Origin of the sequence: Sphingomonas psychrolutea, from assembly GCF_014636175.1 — a bacterium.
Classification (GTDB): domain Bacteria; phylum Pseudomonadota; class Alphaproteobacteria; order Sphingomonadales; family Sphingomonadaceae; genus Sphingomonas; species Sphingomonas psychrolutea.
Window position 1 is genome coordinate 15,777 of the sequence record NZ_BMDW01000024.1, and the last position, 15,208, is coordinate 30,984.

The 15,208-nt window shown below is 64.8% G+C and carries 14 protein-coding genes and 1 tRNA gene; 6 read left to right on the forward strand and 9 right to left on the reverse strand.

Annotated features, from left to right (window positions below; all coding sequences use genetic code 11):
• The first annotated feature begins 108 nt into the window (after positions 1 to 108).
• Complete coding sequence (locus tag IEV62_RS15720) at positions 109 to 1,410, forward strand: UDP-glucose dehydrogenase family protein (protein WP_188449155.1); 1,302 nt, start codon at positions 109 to 111, stop codon at positions 1,408 to 1,410.
• 30 nt (positions 1,411 to 1,440) lie between these two features.
• Here the strand turns inward: IEV62_RS15720 and ygfZ are convergent, their stop codons facing one another.
• Positions 1,441 to 2,181, reverse strand: coding sequence for a CAF17-like 4Fe-4S cluster assembly/insertion protein YgfZ (gene ygfZ / locus IEV62_RS15725; RefSeq protein WP_188449157.1), 741 nt, complete (start codon positions 2,179 to 2,181; stop codon positions 1,441 to 1,443).
• A gap of 79 nt (positions 2,182 to 2,260) precedes the next feature.
• Between ygfZ and pyrC the strand changes: the two genes are divergently transcribed.
• Positions 2,261 to 3,304, forward strand: a complete 1,044-nt coding sequence (pyrC, locus tag IEV62_RS15730; protein ID WP_188449158.1) for a dihydroorotase — start codon at positions 2,261 to 2,263, stop codon at positions 3,302 to 3,304.
• 9 nt (positions 3,305 to 3,313) lie between these two features.
• Here the strand turns inward: pyrC and IEV62_RS15735 are convergent, their stop codons facing one another.
• The 3 genes from IEV62_RS15735 to IEV62_RS15745 all read right to left on the reverse strand — a co-directional run bounded on the left by IEV62_RS15735 (position 3,314) and on the right by IEV62_RS15745 (position 4,774).
• Positions 3,314 to 3,463 (reverse strand): hypothetical protein, encoded by a 150-nt coding sequence (locus tag IEV62_RS15735; RefSeq protein ID WP_188449159.1) that lies wholly within the window; start codon positions 3,461 to 3,463, stop codon positions 3,314 to 3,316.
• Positions 3,460 to 3,873, reverse strand: a complete 414-nt coding sequence (locus IEV62_RS15740; RefSeq protein ID WP_188449161.1) for a DoxX family protein — start codon at positions 3,871 to 3,873, stop codon at positions 3,460 to 3,462. Before IEV62_RS15740 ends, IEV62_RS15735 begins: the two co-directional genes overlap by 4 nt.
• Positions 3,874 to 3,988: 115 nt before the next feature.
• Positions 3,989 to 4,774 carry a DUF1134 domain-containing protein gene (locus tag IEV62_RS15745; RefSeq protein WP_229733263.1) on the reverse strand — a complete coding sequence of 262 codons (786 nt, stop codon included), beginning with the start codon at positions 4,772 to 4,774 and terminating at the stop codon, positions 3,989 to 3,991.
• 199 nt (positions 4,775 to 4,973) lie between these two features.
• Here IEV62_RS15745 and IEV62_RS15750 point away from each other — a divergent pair.
• Positions 4,974 to 5,066 (forward strand) — tRNA-Ser (locus tag IEV62_RS15750).
• Positions 5,067 to 5,531: 465 nt separating this feature from the next.
• On the opposite strand, the gene IEV62_RS15755 is transcribed toward IEV62_RS15750, so the two are convergent.
• From IEV62_RS15755 to IEV62_RS15775, 5 genes are all read right to left on the reverse strand, one after another.
• The gene (locus IEV62_RS15755; RefSeq protein ID WP_188449165.1) at positions 5,532 to 6,740 is read right to left on the reverse strand and encodes an MFS transporter; all 1,209 of its coding nucleotides are present in this window, start codon (positions 6,738 to 6,740) and stop codon (positions 5,532 to 5,534) included.
• Complete coding sequence (locus IEV62_RS15760) at positions 6,737 to 9,859, reverse strand: efflux RND transporter permease subunit (RefSeq protein WP_188449167.1); 3,123 nt, start codon at positions 9,857 to 9,859, stop codon at positions 6,737 to 6,739. Before IEV62_RS15760 ends, IEV62_RS15755 begins: the two co-directional genes overlap by 4 nt.
• A 2-nt stretch (positions 9,860 to 9,861) precedes the next feature.
• On the reverse strand, positions 9,862 to 10,905 hold the full coding sequence (locus tag IEV62_RS15765; protein WP_188449169.1) for an efflux RND transporter periplasmic adaptor subunit: 1,044 nt from the start codon (positions 10,903 to 10,905) through the stop codon (positions 9,862 to 9,864).
• Positions 10,902 to 12,173 carry a TolC family protein gene (locus tag IEV62_RS15770; RefSeq protein WP_188449170.1) on the reverse strand — a complete coding sequence of 424 codons (1,272 nt, stop codon included), beginning with the start codon at positions 12,171 to 12,173 and terminating at the stop codon, positions 10,902 to 10,904. Before IEV62_RS15770 ends, IEV62_RS15765 begins: the two co-directional genes overlap by 4 nt.
• Positions 12,174 to 12,430: 257 nt before the next feature.
• Complete coding sequence (locus IEV62_RS15775) at positions 12,431 to 12,724, reverse strand: hypothetical protein (protein WP_445009365.1); 294 nt, start codon at positions 12,722 to 12,724, stop codon at positions 12,431 to 12,433.
• A 148-nt stretch (positions 12,725 to 12,872) separates the two neighbouring features.
• Here IEV62_RS15775 and IEV62_RS15780 point away from each other — a divergent pair, with 148 nt between their 5' ends.
• The 3 genes from IEV62_RS15780 to IEV62_RS15790 all read left to right on the forward strand — a co-directional run bounded on the left by IEV62_RS15780 (position 12,873) and on the right by IEV62_RS15790 (position 15,151).
• Complete coding sequence (locus tag IEV62_RS15780; RefSeq protein WP_188449172.1) at positions 12,873 to 13,556, forward strand: response regulator transcription factor; 684 nt, start codon at positions 12,873 to 12,875, stop codon at positions 13,554 to 13,556.
• On the forward strand, positions 13,553 to 14,605 hold the full coding sequence (locus tag IEV62_RS15785) for a sensor histidine kinase (protein ID WP_188449174.1): 1,053 nt from the start codon (positions 13,553 to 13,555) through the stop codon (positions 14,603 to 14,605). Before IEV62_RS15780 ends, IEV62_RS15785 begins: the two co-directional genes overlap by 4 nt.
• A 150-nt stretch (positions 14,606 to 14,755) precedes the next feature.
• Positions 14,756 to 15,151 carry a hypothetical protein gene (locus tag IEV62_RS15790; protein ID WP_229733267.1) on the forward strand — a complete coding sequence of 132 codons (396 nt, stop codon included), beginning with the start codon at positions 14,756 to 14,758 and terminating at the stop codon, positions 15,149 to 15,151.
• Positions 15,152 to 15,208: the final 57 nt, after the last annotated feature.

Here is a 15,208-nt window from a genome sequence, read left to right on the forward strand (position 1 = left end):
GCACACAGGGCTGGCATTTGCGAAGTGATCGGTTAGAGCGAGCGGCAACTCTGGGGCCGGCGATCCGAAAGACGGAGCGCCGACCTTTGGCGAGGTGAAGGGAGCATCATGCGAATTACAATGATCGGCTCGGGCTATGTCGGCCTGGTATCTGGCGCATGCTTTTCGGATTTCGGGCATGACGTGATTTGCGTCGACAAGGATGCGGGCAAGATCGCCGCGCTCGAAGCAGGCAAGATGCCGATCTTCGAGCCGGGGCTCGATACGCTGGTCGCGGCCAACGTTGCCGCCGGCCGGCTGAAGTTCACGACCGATCTCAAGGCGGCGGTCGCTGGGGCCGATGCGGTGTTCATCGCGGTCGGCACCCCCTCGCGGCGCGGCGATGGCCATGCCGATCTGACCTATGTCTTTGCCGCCACGCGTGAAATCGCCGAGGCGATCGACGGGCCGGTGGTCATCGTGACCAAATCGACCGTGCCGGTAGGGACCGGCGACAAGGTCGAGGAAATCCTGAAGGAGCTGGCGGGCGATTTCCCGATCGCGGTCGTCTCCAACCCTGAATTCCTCCGTGAGGGTGCCGCGATCGGTGACTTCAAACGTCCCGACCGGATCGTCATTGGCACCGAGGATGCGCGCGCGCAGCAAGTGATGCGCGATGTCTATCGCCCGCTCTATCTCAACGAGAGCCCGATCCTGTTCACCGGGCGGCGCACATCCGAGCTGATCAAATATGCTGCCAACGCATTTCTCGCGACCAAGATCACCTTCATCAACGAAATCGCCGATTTGTGCGAAGCGGTCGGCGCGAATGTGCAGGACGTATCGCGCGGCATCGGGCTCGACAACCGGATCGGCTCGAAGTTCCTGCATGCCGGCCCCGGCTATGGCGGGTCGTGCTTCCCCAAGGATACGCTCGCGCTGCTCAAGACCGCCGAGGATTATGAAACCCCGGTGCGGATCGTCGAGGCGGTGGTGCAAGTCAACGACACGCGCAAGCGCGCGATGGGGCGCAAGGTAATCACCGCGCTGGGCGGTGACGCAAAGGGCAAGACCGTCGCGGTGCTCGGCCTGACCTTCAAGCCCAATACCGATGACATGCGCGACGCGCCGAGTCTGGCGATTGTGCAGAGCTTGCTCGATGCTGGTGCTGCCGTGCGCGCGCATGACCCCGAAGGCATGGAGATCGCCAAGGGCATGATGCCCGAAATCGCCTACTGCCACGACGCCTATGAAGCGGCGGCGGGTGCGGATGCGGTCGTGATCGTGACCGAATGGGACATTTACCGCGCGCTAGACCTCAAGCGGCTTGCGGGCACGATGGCCGCACCGGTGATGGTCGACCTGCGCAACGTCTATCGCGCAAGCGACGTGGAAAAAGCAGGGTTTGCGTATAGCTCGATCGGGCGGTGACTTGCCGCCCTTTTCCTTCGGGAAAGGGGATCAGGCGTCTGCACTCTCGGCAAGCGCCTGCGCCAACCACCCCGGTATGATCGCATCCCCGAGCGCCTCGATGCGGCGGAGTTCAACCATCAGGCCAAGTTCGGGATAGGTTGCGCGGGTGCGGGCGCCGGGTTCGGTCACCGGCGCGACCATCAGGCGCCGGTTTACTTTGGCGCGGTGGTGCATTCGGGCGGTGTTTTCCTGCCCGACGTAACAGCCTTTGGTGAAGCTGACGCCGTTTAACTCGCGCGCGTTGGTCTCGAGCCAAAGCGTCTGGTCGCTGCCAAGTTCAGCGATGCCCTCGGCAACGCCGAGCGACAATCGGTGCACGTGCCAGCCGCTGGCGGGTTCGCCGGACTCGCCGAGCCAGCGATAGCCGAGCGCGGCAAGGCGCGGATCGGGGACGCCTTTGCCTGGTTCAAGCGACCAGTGCACCGTCCTGCCGGTACGCTCGATCGTAATCGCGCGGCGCAGGCGGTAAAGCGTCAGGCGGCGGGCGAGGGCGTCGGCGACGCTAGCTTCGCAATCGATCAGGAGTGTGTGGCTGGCCGGGTCGTTATCGTCCGCCCACAGGATGAAATCGAACAGTGCCTTGCCCTGCGGGGTAAGCAATCCGCCATATTGCGGTGTGGCCGGGGTGACGCTTGCGGTGTCCTGCGTGACGAGGCCCTGCAGAAATCCGCGCGGATCGTCGCCGGACACACGGAGCACAGCGCGATCGGATAGGGTGGTTGCGGCCATGCACTCTAGCTAGGCGCGGCACCTGGCACCCGCAATGGGGCGGCTGGCGATTCTCCCGAGCGCGCGCTAGGCAGTGCCGATGACCGAACGCCTGACGATCCGCCGCCCTGATGACTGGCATGTGCATTTGCGCGACGGCACGATGTTGCGCGCGGTTGTGCCCTATACCGCGCGCCAATTCGCGCGCGCGATCGTCATGCCCAATTTATCCCCGCCGGTGACGCGGATCGCGGGGGCGGAGGACTATCGTGCGCGGATTTTAGCGGCGGTACCTGCGGGGACCGACTTCACGCCGCTGATGACCTGTTATCTGACCGATGCTGCCGATGCCGCGGAAATCGCACGCGGCTTTGCCGACGGTGTGTGGGCTGCGTGCAAGCTGTACCCGGCGCATGCGACGACCAATTCCAGCCACGGCGTGACCGATATCCGCGCGCTGAACACCGTGCTTGAGACGTTGCAACGGATCGGTATGCCGCTGTTGATCCACGGCGAGGTGACAGACCACGACATCGACATTTTCGATCGCGAGGCGGTGTTTATCGAGCGCACACTCGCGCCGCTGGTGCGCGATTTTCCGGCTCTGAAAATCGTGTTCGAACACATTACCACTGCGGAGGCGGTTGATTTTGTCAAAGCGAGCGGCCCGTCGGTCGCCGCGACGATCACGCCACAGCACCTCCACCTCAACCGCAATGCGCTGTTCGACGGCGGGCTTCGCCCGCATGCCTATTGCCTGCCAGTGGTGAAGCGCGAGCGGCACCGGCTGGCGGTTCGCGCAGCCGCGGTTTCGGGCGCACCCGGCTTTTTCCTGGGCACCGACAGTGCCCCACACGAGATTGGCCGCAAGGAGGCGGCGTGCGGCTGTGCCGGAATTTTCAACGCGCCTTATGCGATCGAAAGCTATGCGGCGGTGTTCGACGAGGAGGGCGCGCTCGACAAGCTTGCGGGCTTCGCGTCCGAACATGGCCCGCGTTTTTATGGCTTGCCACTCAATGCGGACACGGTGACGCTCGAGCGCGGCGGGGTGCAGGTGCCCGAGCGGGTCGGTGCGGGCGAGACGGCGGTGGTGCCGTTTCATGCCGGGGAAACGCTCGCTTGGCGGCTGGTCGATCCAGCGTAAACCTGGGACTCACTTCGGATCGGTGAAGCGCTTGACCTTGACCGGGAGGTCCTTCCCTTTGGTGCGGCGCGAGGGAACCTGTACCGGGTGCTTCTTTTTCCACTGCGCGAAGGTCATCGGGCCATCGGGGGTGTCGATGATCGTGTCGTCAATGCTCATGCGCGCACTCTCCGGGGCTTGAATGGCCAGTCGATGACCGTACCGGCGAACAACGCCCACCACACGATCACAGGTTGAAACGCCAGCCGCGGGATATGGTACCACAGGCTTAGGCCGCCAGTGCCATGCGTGAGATAGTCGAGCGCGTGCTTCACATTCGCCGGATAGACACACACTGCATAGGCCGCGAGTCCCATCCCCGCCCACCAGCGCAGGCGCGGCACGAACAGGCCGATCGCACCCGCCACTTCGCACAGCCCGGTGATGAGGATGACTTGCGGGGCGTAGGGGACCCAGGCCGGCATGATGCCGAGGAAGGGGGCGGGCTTAAGGACGTGCAGCGCGCCGGCCAGGAGATAGGCGGCGGCGAGGAGCACGCGGAGCGTTTGACGGGTGGGGGTTAGCGGCATTGGAGCAGCGTAGCGCGTGTGCAGGACGCGGGCAAAGCCCGCGTCGTCAGCCGGGCTAAAGCCCGCTGGCCGGGCTTGCGCTGGTCGCGCCGACTGCGTCGCGCGGCGCCGCGCCCTAAAACGGGAACCACTTCGATTTGTGGCTGAACTTCATATAGCCGATGTTCACGCCCTGCCGCCAGCCGACGCCGAGTCGGATCGGGATCAGCACCGTATTGCCGCGCCGCAAATAGGTCGCGGCGAATCCGCCGACGAAATAAAGCCGCCCCTCGGCTGCGGGGAAACGGTGAAACAATTCCTCCGTATCATACAGGTTGTAGACCAATACGAACACCTTGTTGGCGTCCCCGCCAAGATCGAACCCGACCGACGGACCAGTCCAATAGACTGGTTGCTGACCCTCGACCTTGTGGAACAGCGTGCCGTTGCCGTAGCGCAGACCAACGACGACCGCACCCGACCCCTCCCGGCCGGCAATATAGGCATTGGGGCGACCCTGTTCCTTGAGCGTCCGCTCGAGAATCCCGGCCAGACCCGACGCGCCCTTGCCGAACGTGGTCTCGGCTGCGCGCAGCAATTCCTGCTGCTGAAACGTCTGGCTCGCCGCCGATTCGGCATCGGCCCCGTCCCGCGCGATCGTCTGGGCGCTTTGCTCCCCCGGCGGTGCGGGCGCTGGTGCCGGTCCGGAGGGAACCGGTTCGTTCGATTGCGGTGCGTCGGGGTAGCGCCGGACGTCAGGATCGGTCGGCGCGGCAGATTGCACCGCGGGATAACTGGTCTGTGGCGCGCGGGGCGTGCCGCGCGCGCGCAAATCGGCGTCGATCGCCTGATTGGGATCGATCGTGCGCACCTGTTGCGCGGCAAGCGGCACACTCGCCGTCATAATTGCAACGGCGAGCATCACGCCCGCTCTTGCAAATCCTGTCGCTGACCGCCGCATTATCGTCTCCCCCGGAACTGAGGGACCGACGGTAGCGCCGCACAGCCTGTCCCGACAATGAACGGCGCGACCAAGCGAGTCGATTTCGCGCCAAGCGCCTTTGTCATGCGTGGTTGATCAAGGGCGCAGGCGCGGCTATAGCCGCGTTTCGCTGTGATCCGGAGACGTGGGTGAGTGGCTGAAACCAGCGGTTTGCTAAACCGCCGTGGGGGGTTTACTCCCACCGAGGGTTCGAATCCCTCCGTCTCCGCCAAAAGCCATTGATTTAATTTGATTTTTCGACAGATAAAGGGCCGGCAACCCGGTTAGCGACCCGGTTTTCCGCGTGGAACGGTGCGGCGAACTGTGGGCTCTCTCGGATGAATTGAGCTAATAGCCCTCAAAACGCGCCCGTCCGCGTTACTGCGCTGGATCGTGGGACGGCGCGTGTGCGGACAGGAGCGCCACGCCCGCAATTTTGCGCTTAGAGAGATCCTAATCAACGGGGACCTCCTCCCTCCCGCTCCGCCAAAACCTATTGAAATTATTGATTTTTTTCTGAAATTGTCCGGCGCGTCCGGGTCTCCGTCCGGGTCTTTGAAGCGGATTTCTGCGAACTGCTGCGACCAGCCGTGAACAGGCTGCGACGAAACGCCGAGGTGAAGGACGAGGTTCTGTGCGGCATCGGTGGTGTCTGGGTGTCTACGGGCAACTAACACAGGCCACGAAACCAGAATTCTCACCGCTCGCCGGGAAGCTCCCGCGCGCGTGCCTTGGGGCCGCGCCGAACGAAAAGCAGCACCATCGCGAGGAGCGCGAAGGCCCCGCCGACGAAGAACGTCGCATCGGCACCGAACCTGTCCCAAACGACGCCCGCAATGACGCTTGCAAGCAGCATTGTGAACCCGGTCGTGAGATTGAACAGCCCGTAGGCCGAGCCCCGGAGTTCCGGCGCCGAATTGTCTGCAACGAGCTTGGCGAATAGCCCTTGCGTCAACGCCATATGGGCTCCCCACAAACCGATCCCGACAAATGCCCCACCGATGCCGTGCAATATTGCCAGTGCGAGGTCGGCAAATATCAGGCAGGTCATGCCTGCCGCGAGAATGGCGCGCGCCGATACGCGATCGGACAATTTTCCAGCGGGATAGGCGCCCAGTGCGTAGATGATATTCATGGCAACAAGCACCAGCGGCGCCAGCGCGAGCGGCAGGCCCTCCGCATTTGCCTTCAGGATCAGGAAGGCCTCGCTGAATCGCGCGAGCGTGAAGACGACGCCGACGAACACGAGTTCCCAGAACGGGCGCGCCAGCCGCTTGAGGTCGACAAACCGGATCGGCGGTCGAACGGGCTCCCCGTCACCAATGGGCTTGGCGTCCTCAATGCCCACAACCACGAGCAGAACTGCAATGGCCGCTGGAATGGTCGCGAACCAGAAGACTGATCGGATGTCGTTGGTGAAAACTACCATCAGGCCAACGGCAAGCAGCGGACCCGCAAACGCACCAATCGTATCGAGCGACTGACGTAGCCCGAAGGCTTTGCCTCGAATCTCGGCCGGCGTGACATCGGCGACCAGCGCATCGCGCGGGGCGCCGCGCAATCCCTTGCCGATCCGATCGGCGAAGCGGGCGCCGAGCACGACAGGCGCGGTACCGGCGAGCGCGAACAGCGGCTTGGTCAGCGCCGCGAGCCCATACCCCATCAGGATCAGCGGACGACGCTTGCCGATGCGATCCGAAATATAGCCCGAAAACACCTTTGTGATCGAGGCGGTCGCTTCGGCAACACCGTCGATTGCGCCGACGATGGCGACGCTGACACCAAGCGTCGTCGTAAGAAACAGCGGCAGGAGCGCATGGATAATTTCGGACGACAGATCCATGAACAGGCTGACGAACCCCAGCATCCAGACTGTCCGGGGCACTGCCGTGACGAGTGGCTTCATGCCTGGGCCACCTTGTTCTGCTCGGGGCCGAACCGCCCGAAGGCAAGCGCCAGCGTCGGCAACGCCAGCAGGTTGAGCACCATCGACGTCATCAGGCCGCCAAGGATGACGACTGCCATTGGGCCTTCGACCTCGCGACCGGGATCGCCCATGCCGACCGCGAGCGGGAGCAGCCCAAGCGCGGTGACGAGCGATGTCATGACGATCGGCACCAGCCGGTCGCTTGCGCCCTCCATCGCCGTGGCCGCGTTCCAGTCGCGCCCGTCGATCGCGACCAGATGTTCGAAGTGCGAAATCATCATGATCGAATTGCGTAGCGTAATGCCGGCAAGTGTCACGAACCCGATCAGCGCGCCGAGCGACAACTGGCCTCCTGTCAGCAGAACGGCGAGGACGCCCCCGACCATGGCGAAGGGCAGATTGGCGAGCACCAGCAGGAGATTGCGCCAATTGCGCGTCACGACCGACAGCAGCAATATGATTCCGACGGCCGCGATCAGCGTGTTGACGAGCAGTTCGCGGCGGGCGTCGGCCTGGGCCTGGGCGGTCCCGGCGAACGCGACATAGGTTCCCGCCGGAAGCTTTACGTTGGCGGCAATCCGCGCCTTCGCTGCTGCGACAAAGCCGGCGACGTCGCTGTCCGCAACATTGGCAGTAATCGTCTGGACGCGGCGAGCCCCTTCGTGGCGCACCAGATAGCGGCCCGACGAGGGGACGATGTCGGCGAGTTGTGACAAGGGCACAAACGTGCCTCCAGGCGTCCTGATCGGCAGCGTGCCGATACTTGACGGATCGTCGCGATTGACGCGGTCGATCAGCGCGATCACGTTGAACGCCCGGTCGCCTTCATAAACTTGGCCCACGATGTTGCCCTGATAGGCGGTGCTGACCGCGTCGAGCACCTCTACTGGGTTCAGTCCCCAGCGTTGGAGATTGGCAGGGCGCAGCTTGATCCCGAGTTGCGGCAGGCCGGGCGGGGCCAGCAACTGGACATCGGCAGCGCCGGGAATCCCCTTCAGGATGGCCGCGATCTGCGCCGCCTTCGCGTCGAGCGTGTCGAGGTTGTCACCGTAGATATTGACCGCGACCGGTGCGGTCGTGCCCGACAGCGTCTCCTCGACGCGTTCGGTCAGAAACGTCTTGAGCGACATATTAGCACCCGCGAAGCCGCTGAGCGCTTTGTTGATCCGGCCCTGGACAGCTTCGCTTTCCTCGCCGCCAAGCGGCACGAGGTCGATATCAAATTCGCTGTAATGCGGCCCCCAGATATCATCCGATTTCTGCGCGCGGCCGACACGCTGCGATACCGAGCGGACTTCCGGGATGCGCCGGAGCGCCTGCGTGACCCGCGCGCCGAGATCGAGCGACTGGTCGAGCGAGGTGCCGGGTGCCGCCGACATGTGGAGAATGAAGTGCCCCTCCTTCAGCTCCGGGATGAAGCTCGTCGAGAAAAACGGCAGCGCAGCGCAACCGACCAGAATGAGGACCGTCGCACCAATGATGACGGCCTTCGTGCGTCCGATGATCGGCGCGAGGAGCGCTTCGTAACGCTTGCGGCTGAACCGCGAGACCGGCGGGTCGTCGGTCTCGTGATGCTGGCCGGACAGCCACATCATGCCGAGCGCCGGCGTGACGGTGAGCGCGACCAGCAGCGAGGCGAGCACGGCGAGAATATAGGCGATCCCGAGCGGCGCGAAGAGCCGGCCGGCGAGCCCCGACAGCGCAATGACCGGCAGGAAGACGAGGATAACGGCGAGCGTCGCATAGACGACCGCGCTACGTACCTCGAATACGGCGTCGATCACGACATTCGCTCTCGGACGCGGCGCATCGAGCGACCGGTTCTCGCGCAGGCGCCGGACGATATTCTCGACGCCGATGACCGCGTCGTCGACGACCTCGCCGATCGCGATGGCGAGGCCGCCCAGCGTCATCGTGTTGAGCGTGATCCCGAAGCGAGAAAGCAGCAAGGTCGCGGTCAGCAGCGACAGCGGGATGGCAGTGCAAGCGATCGCGGCGGTGCGCAGGTTGAACAGGAACAGGAAGAGCACGACGACAACCAGGATGCCGCCGAGCAGCAGCGAGTGCTGGATATTGGAAAGCGCCGTTCCGATGAAATTGGCGGGGCGGAACAGGTTCTCGTGCAGCACGATGCCCTGGGCCGCCAGCGCCGGCTTGAGGTCCGCCAGAGTGGCATCGACCGCTCGTGTCACCGTCAGCGTGTCGGCGCCATATTGCTGCGCGATGTTGATGATAACGCCGGGCTTGCCCATGATGCCTGCGGCGCCGATCGGCGGTTCGGGGGCCTCGACCACGTCGGCGACATCGCCCAGCGTCACCCGGCCGGTTGGCGACGACGAGACGATGGTCCGCGCAAGGCCTTGCGGGTCGAGGACCTGGCCCTCGCTAGCGAGCACGATCCGTTGGTTTTTCGTGTCGATCACGCCAGCGCCGCGCAGGCCCGTCGCGTTGCGGGCCGCCGAGAGCACATCGTTGGTCGCAACGCCGTAGCGGAGCAGCCGATCAGGATGGATCTGGATCTGGATCGAGCGCGTCTCGCCACCGAACACGGTCGCATCGGCAACGCCGGGGACTGCGAGCAGGCTGCGGCGGATCGTCCATTCCGCCGTGGTGTGAAGCGCCATCAGCGACTGCCGCTCGGACGTCAGGCCGAAGACAAGAATGGTGCTGGTGGATGTGGTGAGCGGGGTCAATGTCGGTGCGGCAACGCCTTGAGGCAGCGACTGCGCCGCCGATGCCAGCCGCTCGGAGGCGAGTTGCCGGTCGAGATAGATGTCGCTGCCGGGCGCGAACACCAAGGTGATCGCCGACAACCCCTGAATCGAATTCGAACGGACCGCATGGATGCCGGGCAGGCCGGTGACGACGGCCTCGATCGGCCGCGTGACGAGCAGTTCGACCTGTTCAGGCGACAGCCCTGGCGCTTCGGTCTGGATGCCGACCTGCGGCGGCGCGAACTCTGGATAGACGCCATATTCGGCGCGCTGCAGGCTCAAGACGCCATAGGCGACCAGGAGACAGGCGAGCGCGACGACGATGCCACGGAAGCGCACCGCAAAGCCGATCAGAGCGGCTTGCGGTCCTTTTGAATGTTCCACGCTCAATCCCCGTCGCTCTCGGTCGGCGTCTGGCTCTTGAGTTCCTCAGACAGGAGAAGCTGCGCGCCCCGTATCGCGGCAGGTGTACCAGGGGGCACATCATGGACGACATAGCTCCCCGCCGGGTCGCGTTGCTCGGTGGAGACCGGCACCCGCACGAATGCGCCGTCGGGCCGGCGGCGATAGATCCAGTTCCTGCCCTGCCAGCTCACGATGGCGGATGCGGGCACCGTTGTGCCTTGGGCACGGCTGCCGGTTGCGAACTGGGCGGTGACGCTCATCCCCGGCACCAGGCCGCTCGATCCGGGAAGGATGTAATAGGCACCTCGGCCCGGCACGCGCGGATCGACACGCGCGGCGGCGCCAATCAGCCGTGCGGATGCGCGGACGCCGCCGTCCCCTTCGACGAGCATAGTCGGTGGTGGCGCTCCGGCGCCAGGCGGCAACGCGACCTGTAGCAGAAGGGACCGGCGGCTAACGATCGCATCCACCAGCGCGGAGCCCGGCGTCAGCGCCGGTCCGAATTCCTGGCGCGCGCTGGCAAGCGCGGTTGCGGCCTGGACCTGCGCCGCATTGGCGCCTGCCTGGTCCGCGGCATAGGTCGCCTGCGCTGCTTGAAGCTGCGCGAGGGAGGCGTTCTGCGCATCCGCGTACAAAAGGCGGGTTCGGACAAGGCTTGCCTTGGAGGCGCTCGCACGCGCTCGCGCGGCGGAAACCTGTGCAGCGCCCACCGCCCAGGCATTGGCAAGGTCGGTCAAGCGGGCCGTGTCGACGACGGTTGCGAACACAGGCACCGTCGTCGCGCCATCGCTCGCCGCGAGCCGCCCGGTGACAATTCCGCTACGGGCGAGTGTCGCGGCATCGAGCCGCAGGACCGTCTGGCCGTCATCGGTGAAGACGCGCTGCGGCGTCGCCACCGGCCGCTCGCGATCGGCCTCGGCGCTCGCTTCCGTGCGCGCCGCGCCAATAGCCCAGATCGCGGCCGCGATCAGTCCAATGCCGATGGCGACAGCGAAGATCATTCGAAGCCGTGGCGTGATCGTCATGGCGCTGTCCTGCTGCTGCTGCTGGTGGTCGGCGGCAGCGCCGCCGTGAAGATCGGGACGCGCAAGGCGTCTTCGAGCTGGCCCAGTGCCGTCCGCTGCGCGGTAAGGGCTTGCAGCCGGGCATCCTCACCCGCCGCATATTCGATCTCGCCCATCAGCAGCGTGACATGGTCGATCGCGCCTGCGCGAAAGACGCGGGCGTTGAGCGCCTTGCGGTCGGCCTGTTGCGCGGCGAGCGCGTTCGCCGCGCCAAGGCTCGCACTGGCGGTTCGGTAGGCAGCGATAGCGCGGTCGATGTCACCGATGACCTGTGTCTGGAGCGCTGTGAAATTGGCTGCTGCCTCGCGGCGGCGCGCTGCGGCTTCCGTGATCGGGCCACCGTTGGCATTGAAGATCGGCAGATCGGCCTGGATGCTCAACGCGAACTTGTTATCGCCCTGGTCATATTGATAGCCCGGGCCGATCGCGATGTTGGGAAAGCGGTTCGCGAGCTGAAGTTTCAGCGCTGCTTCACTGGCAGCGTAACGGGCAAGGCTTGCCTGGATGTCGCTGCGCGTGGTCAGCGCGGTCCGGCGCAAAGTGGCGAAATCGGTCGGTAGGGGGGCATCCGTGATGGCGGCGTAATCCAGCCGGATGCCATCAAGGGCGCGCACCGGAACGCCGATCGCGGTGGCGAGCGACACCCGCGCGTCGGCGACATCGCGCGCCGCGTCTGAGACCGCCAGGACCGCCGCGTCGCGGCTGGCGCGCTCGCGGCCCGCATCGAGCGAGGATGCCTCACCCACAGCAAGGCGGCGCTCGACGAAGCGGGTCAAGTCGATTTGGAGATCGCGGCGCTCAGCGACCAGCGAGGCGCGCCGTTCGGCGCTCCACAGCGCCAGCATCGCCGCGCGCACCCGACCGCGAACCTGCCAGCTCGCGCTATCGACGTCGAACCGCGCCGCCTCGGCCAGCGCCTTCGCCTCGCCGGTTCGTGCCTCACGCTTGCCGAACAACTCAAGCAGCAGGTTGACCGCCGTCCCGATCGTCCAGGCGGTCGGGTTCGCGTTGGTCGCGTTGAACTGAGGGGTCAGGTTGAATGACGGATTGGGGCGCTGCGCCGCCGTTCTGATGGCTGCCTCCGCCACGGCAAGCCGCGCATCGGCAACTTCGATGTCGGAATGAAAAAAGACCGCGGCAAGCGTGAGGCGGTGTAGATCCCAGGGATCCGTTGGTGCTGCGGCGGCGTCGGACGCGGTGAGAAATGCCTGCAGTCTCGGATCATTCAACGAGCGGGCGTCCAGCGTGGCTGCGTTGATCTCCGGAACCAGGGGCCTCGACGGTACGGATGCGCAGCCGGTCAACAGGATGGTCAGGAAAATTACCGCCCTGTGTCTATCTTTCCTCCTGTGCATACCCGCCCGCATTGTGTCCGCATTCCCCGATCGCTGGAGGGGAGCTATCGGAGCCCAAGCTGACGCGAGGCTGACGGCATGTCAGATTGTCGATGTTTGGTGGGCGAGCCACGCGCCCATCGGGTAGTGTCTCAGGTTGAGTTTACCTGCCACCAGCGACGGAACGCGACGATCGACCAAATGCCCTCGACCAGGCCAAATGGCCAAGCGCCTTGCATGAAGCCATAGGCTGATCCGGCGATGCAAGAAAATGCAAAGGCGAGAATCCACCAGCGCGACCTGTTTTCCATGGCATAGCAGAGCAGCATCGCGGAGACAGCGAAGAGGCCAAACCATGTCAAGCCATCCATGTGCATGTCAGGTTGCCTTTTCTCATATGGCCCGCGCTTCGTCGGTGTCGGCGCGGCTGCATCGATCCGCGCCACAATCGTCGTGCTTGCGCCAAGCGTATAGGACGCGGTGCCGGGCTGCGACACGAGTCTGCGCCTGATTTGAAACCGTGCGCTACCGCCGCCGTCAGCCTCGCGTCAGGTCTGTGGTACAGGTGGTGGCTGGCGGACACGGAGTCGGAACATGAGAGTGCTGCTCGTTGAGGATAATCGCGCGATGCGCGAGACGATCACCGAGCATCTGAGGATTTGCGGATTCGCGGTCGATCCGGTCGGCCGGGGCGAAGAGGCGTTGGCGGCCGCGGCGGTCGCGGCCTATGACGCGGTCATTCTCGATCTTGGCCTGCCGGACATGGACGGCGTGGACGTCCTGCGGGAACTACGGAACTCTCGCGGCCCGCACACGCCCGCCCTCATCCTGACCGCGCGTGATGGAATTGCGGACCGGGTCGGCGGTCTCGATGCCGGGGCAGACGATTATATCCTCAAGCCATTCGATCTCACCGAACTCGAAGCGCGATTGCGCGCCGTCCTCCGACGGCCAGGCACGCGGCGCGCCGTCATCTATCATTACGGCGACCTCTCGTTCGATCCTGCCTCGCGATCCGCCGCGGTCGTGGACACCGCGCTGGACCTGACACGCCGAGAGGCTTCGGTTCTTGAGGAGTTGATCCGTGCCGGCGGGCGAATCGTCGTGAAGGATGCGCTCGAGGAGCGCGTCTATGGCTTCGATGATGACGTCGGTTCCAACGCCCTGGAGGCTTCGGTCTCGCGGCTGCGGCGCAAGCTTCTGTCCGCCCGATCCGGTGTGCGGATCGAGGCGGCGCGCGGCATCGGCTATCGCTTGCAGCCGGGGGTGGGGCTTTGAGCCGATCGCTCGGCAGCCTTCGCGGGCGGCTCGTCGCCGGAATGCTGCTCATGTTTTCGCTTGGACTTGGTGGAGCTTTTGCGCTGGACCCGCTCGATCGCCAGGCTCAGGCGATCGCCGGAAGAGACGTCTTCCTCTTCCAGGACCCTTATCAGGACGTCCTGATACTGCTGGTGTACAGCGCGGGCGCGATCCTGCTGATTTGGCTCGTGAGCGGTTGGAGCCTTCGACACCTTGCCTCGGCCTCGCGCGAAGCCGCGGTCGTTGGACCAGGGAACCCGGGCGCCCGCATCTCGACGAAGCGCCTTCCCGAAGAGGTTCGCCCGCTGGTGGGCGCTATCAACGGCGCCCTTGATCGGCTGACGGAGGCTTATCAGGCCGAGCAGCGCTTCGTCGCCGATGCCGCGCACGAACTGCGAACCCCGCTCGCCGTGCTCAGCCTCCATCTCCAGCGCGCGAAGCTGGGAGGAACGCTCGACTGGGGCACGATCGACCATGACGTCGAACAGCTGAACAAACTCGTCGGCCAACTGCTCGATCTCGCCCGCAAGGAGCATGCCCGCCAGACGAAGGTCGCGAGCGCTCGGCCCGTTATCAATCTCTCACGCCTGGCGCGCGAGGCAGCCGCAGCAGTTTTCCCGCTGGCAGACCAAGCAGGCCGGTCGCTCGATGTGGACTTGCCCGACAACCTCGCGGTGAGAGGCAGTTCGGAGGATTTGTACGACATGATCCGCAACCTTCTCGACAACGCGCTGATCCACGGACGTGGTGAAATACGATTGGTCGCGGGCGTGGAGATTGGTGTCGGCAATGAGCGACTGGCTTACATCTCAGTGAGTGACGAAGGGGCCGGCGTGCCGGAGGCGCTTGGTGACACCGTGTTCGACCGTTTCCGCAAGGGCAGTCCCGATAGCATCGGCCATGGCCTTGGCCTCGCGATTGTCCGGGAGATCGCTCGCGGCCACGATGGAAATGTGGCGTTCGAGTCGGGGAAGCCATGCCAGATTAGGGTGGTACTGCCAATGGCCAACGAAGCGATCCAAGCCTAGCGCATGGCTACGAAGCTTGGGCGTGCGTCCGTGAGGAGGGCGATTCGTTCGATCGGTGAGTGTGTTTGCCGGTACTGACCCGCGAATGCAGCGATATGAACATCGCCGCCGCGTCAGGGCTACGTACATGTCGTTGCGTCTCACCCCTCATTGGCCTATTTGATTACATCAGTGAAACGTGCGCTTTATCTCTTTCTCCTTCTGGGAGCCCTGATCGGCCTGTTCGGCCAGGCGGTCGCTTATGCGTCCGTCCCGCCTGCGGTCTCCGCGCCGATGGCGATGTCGGGGATGAACGACCCAGGCATGTCCGAAGACTGCATGAAGATGATGGCGCAGCAACAACAGCCCGCGCAGAAACCCTGCAAGGGTATGACCTTGGCGTGCATCGCCGCGATGGGCTGCGTCGTTCCCATGGCCGTTCGCAATGACGCACCGGCGCTTGCGGCGCGCCCGGCCGATCCGTCCCTGGCCTTCTGGCCGACCACCACTGTCCTTCGTGGCAGTGATCTTACTCCCGAACCGGAACCACCCACTCTCCTTGGCTGATCGAATCCGGCCGTCCGGCTGGCAGGATCGGTGCGCGTATCGCGCACCGGAATATCC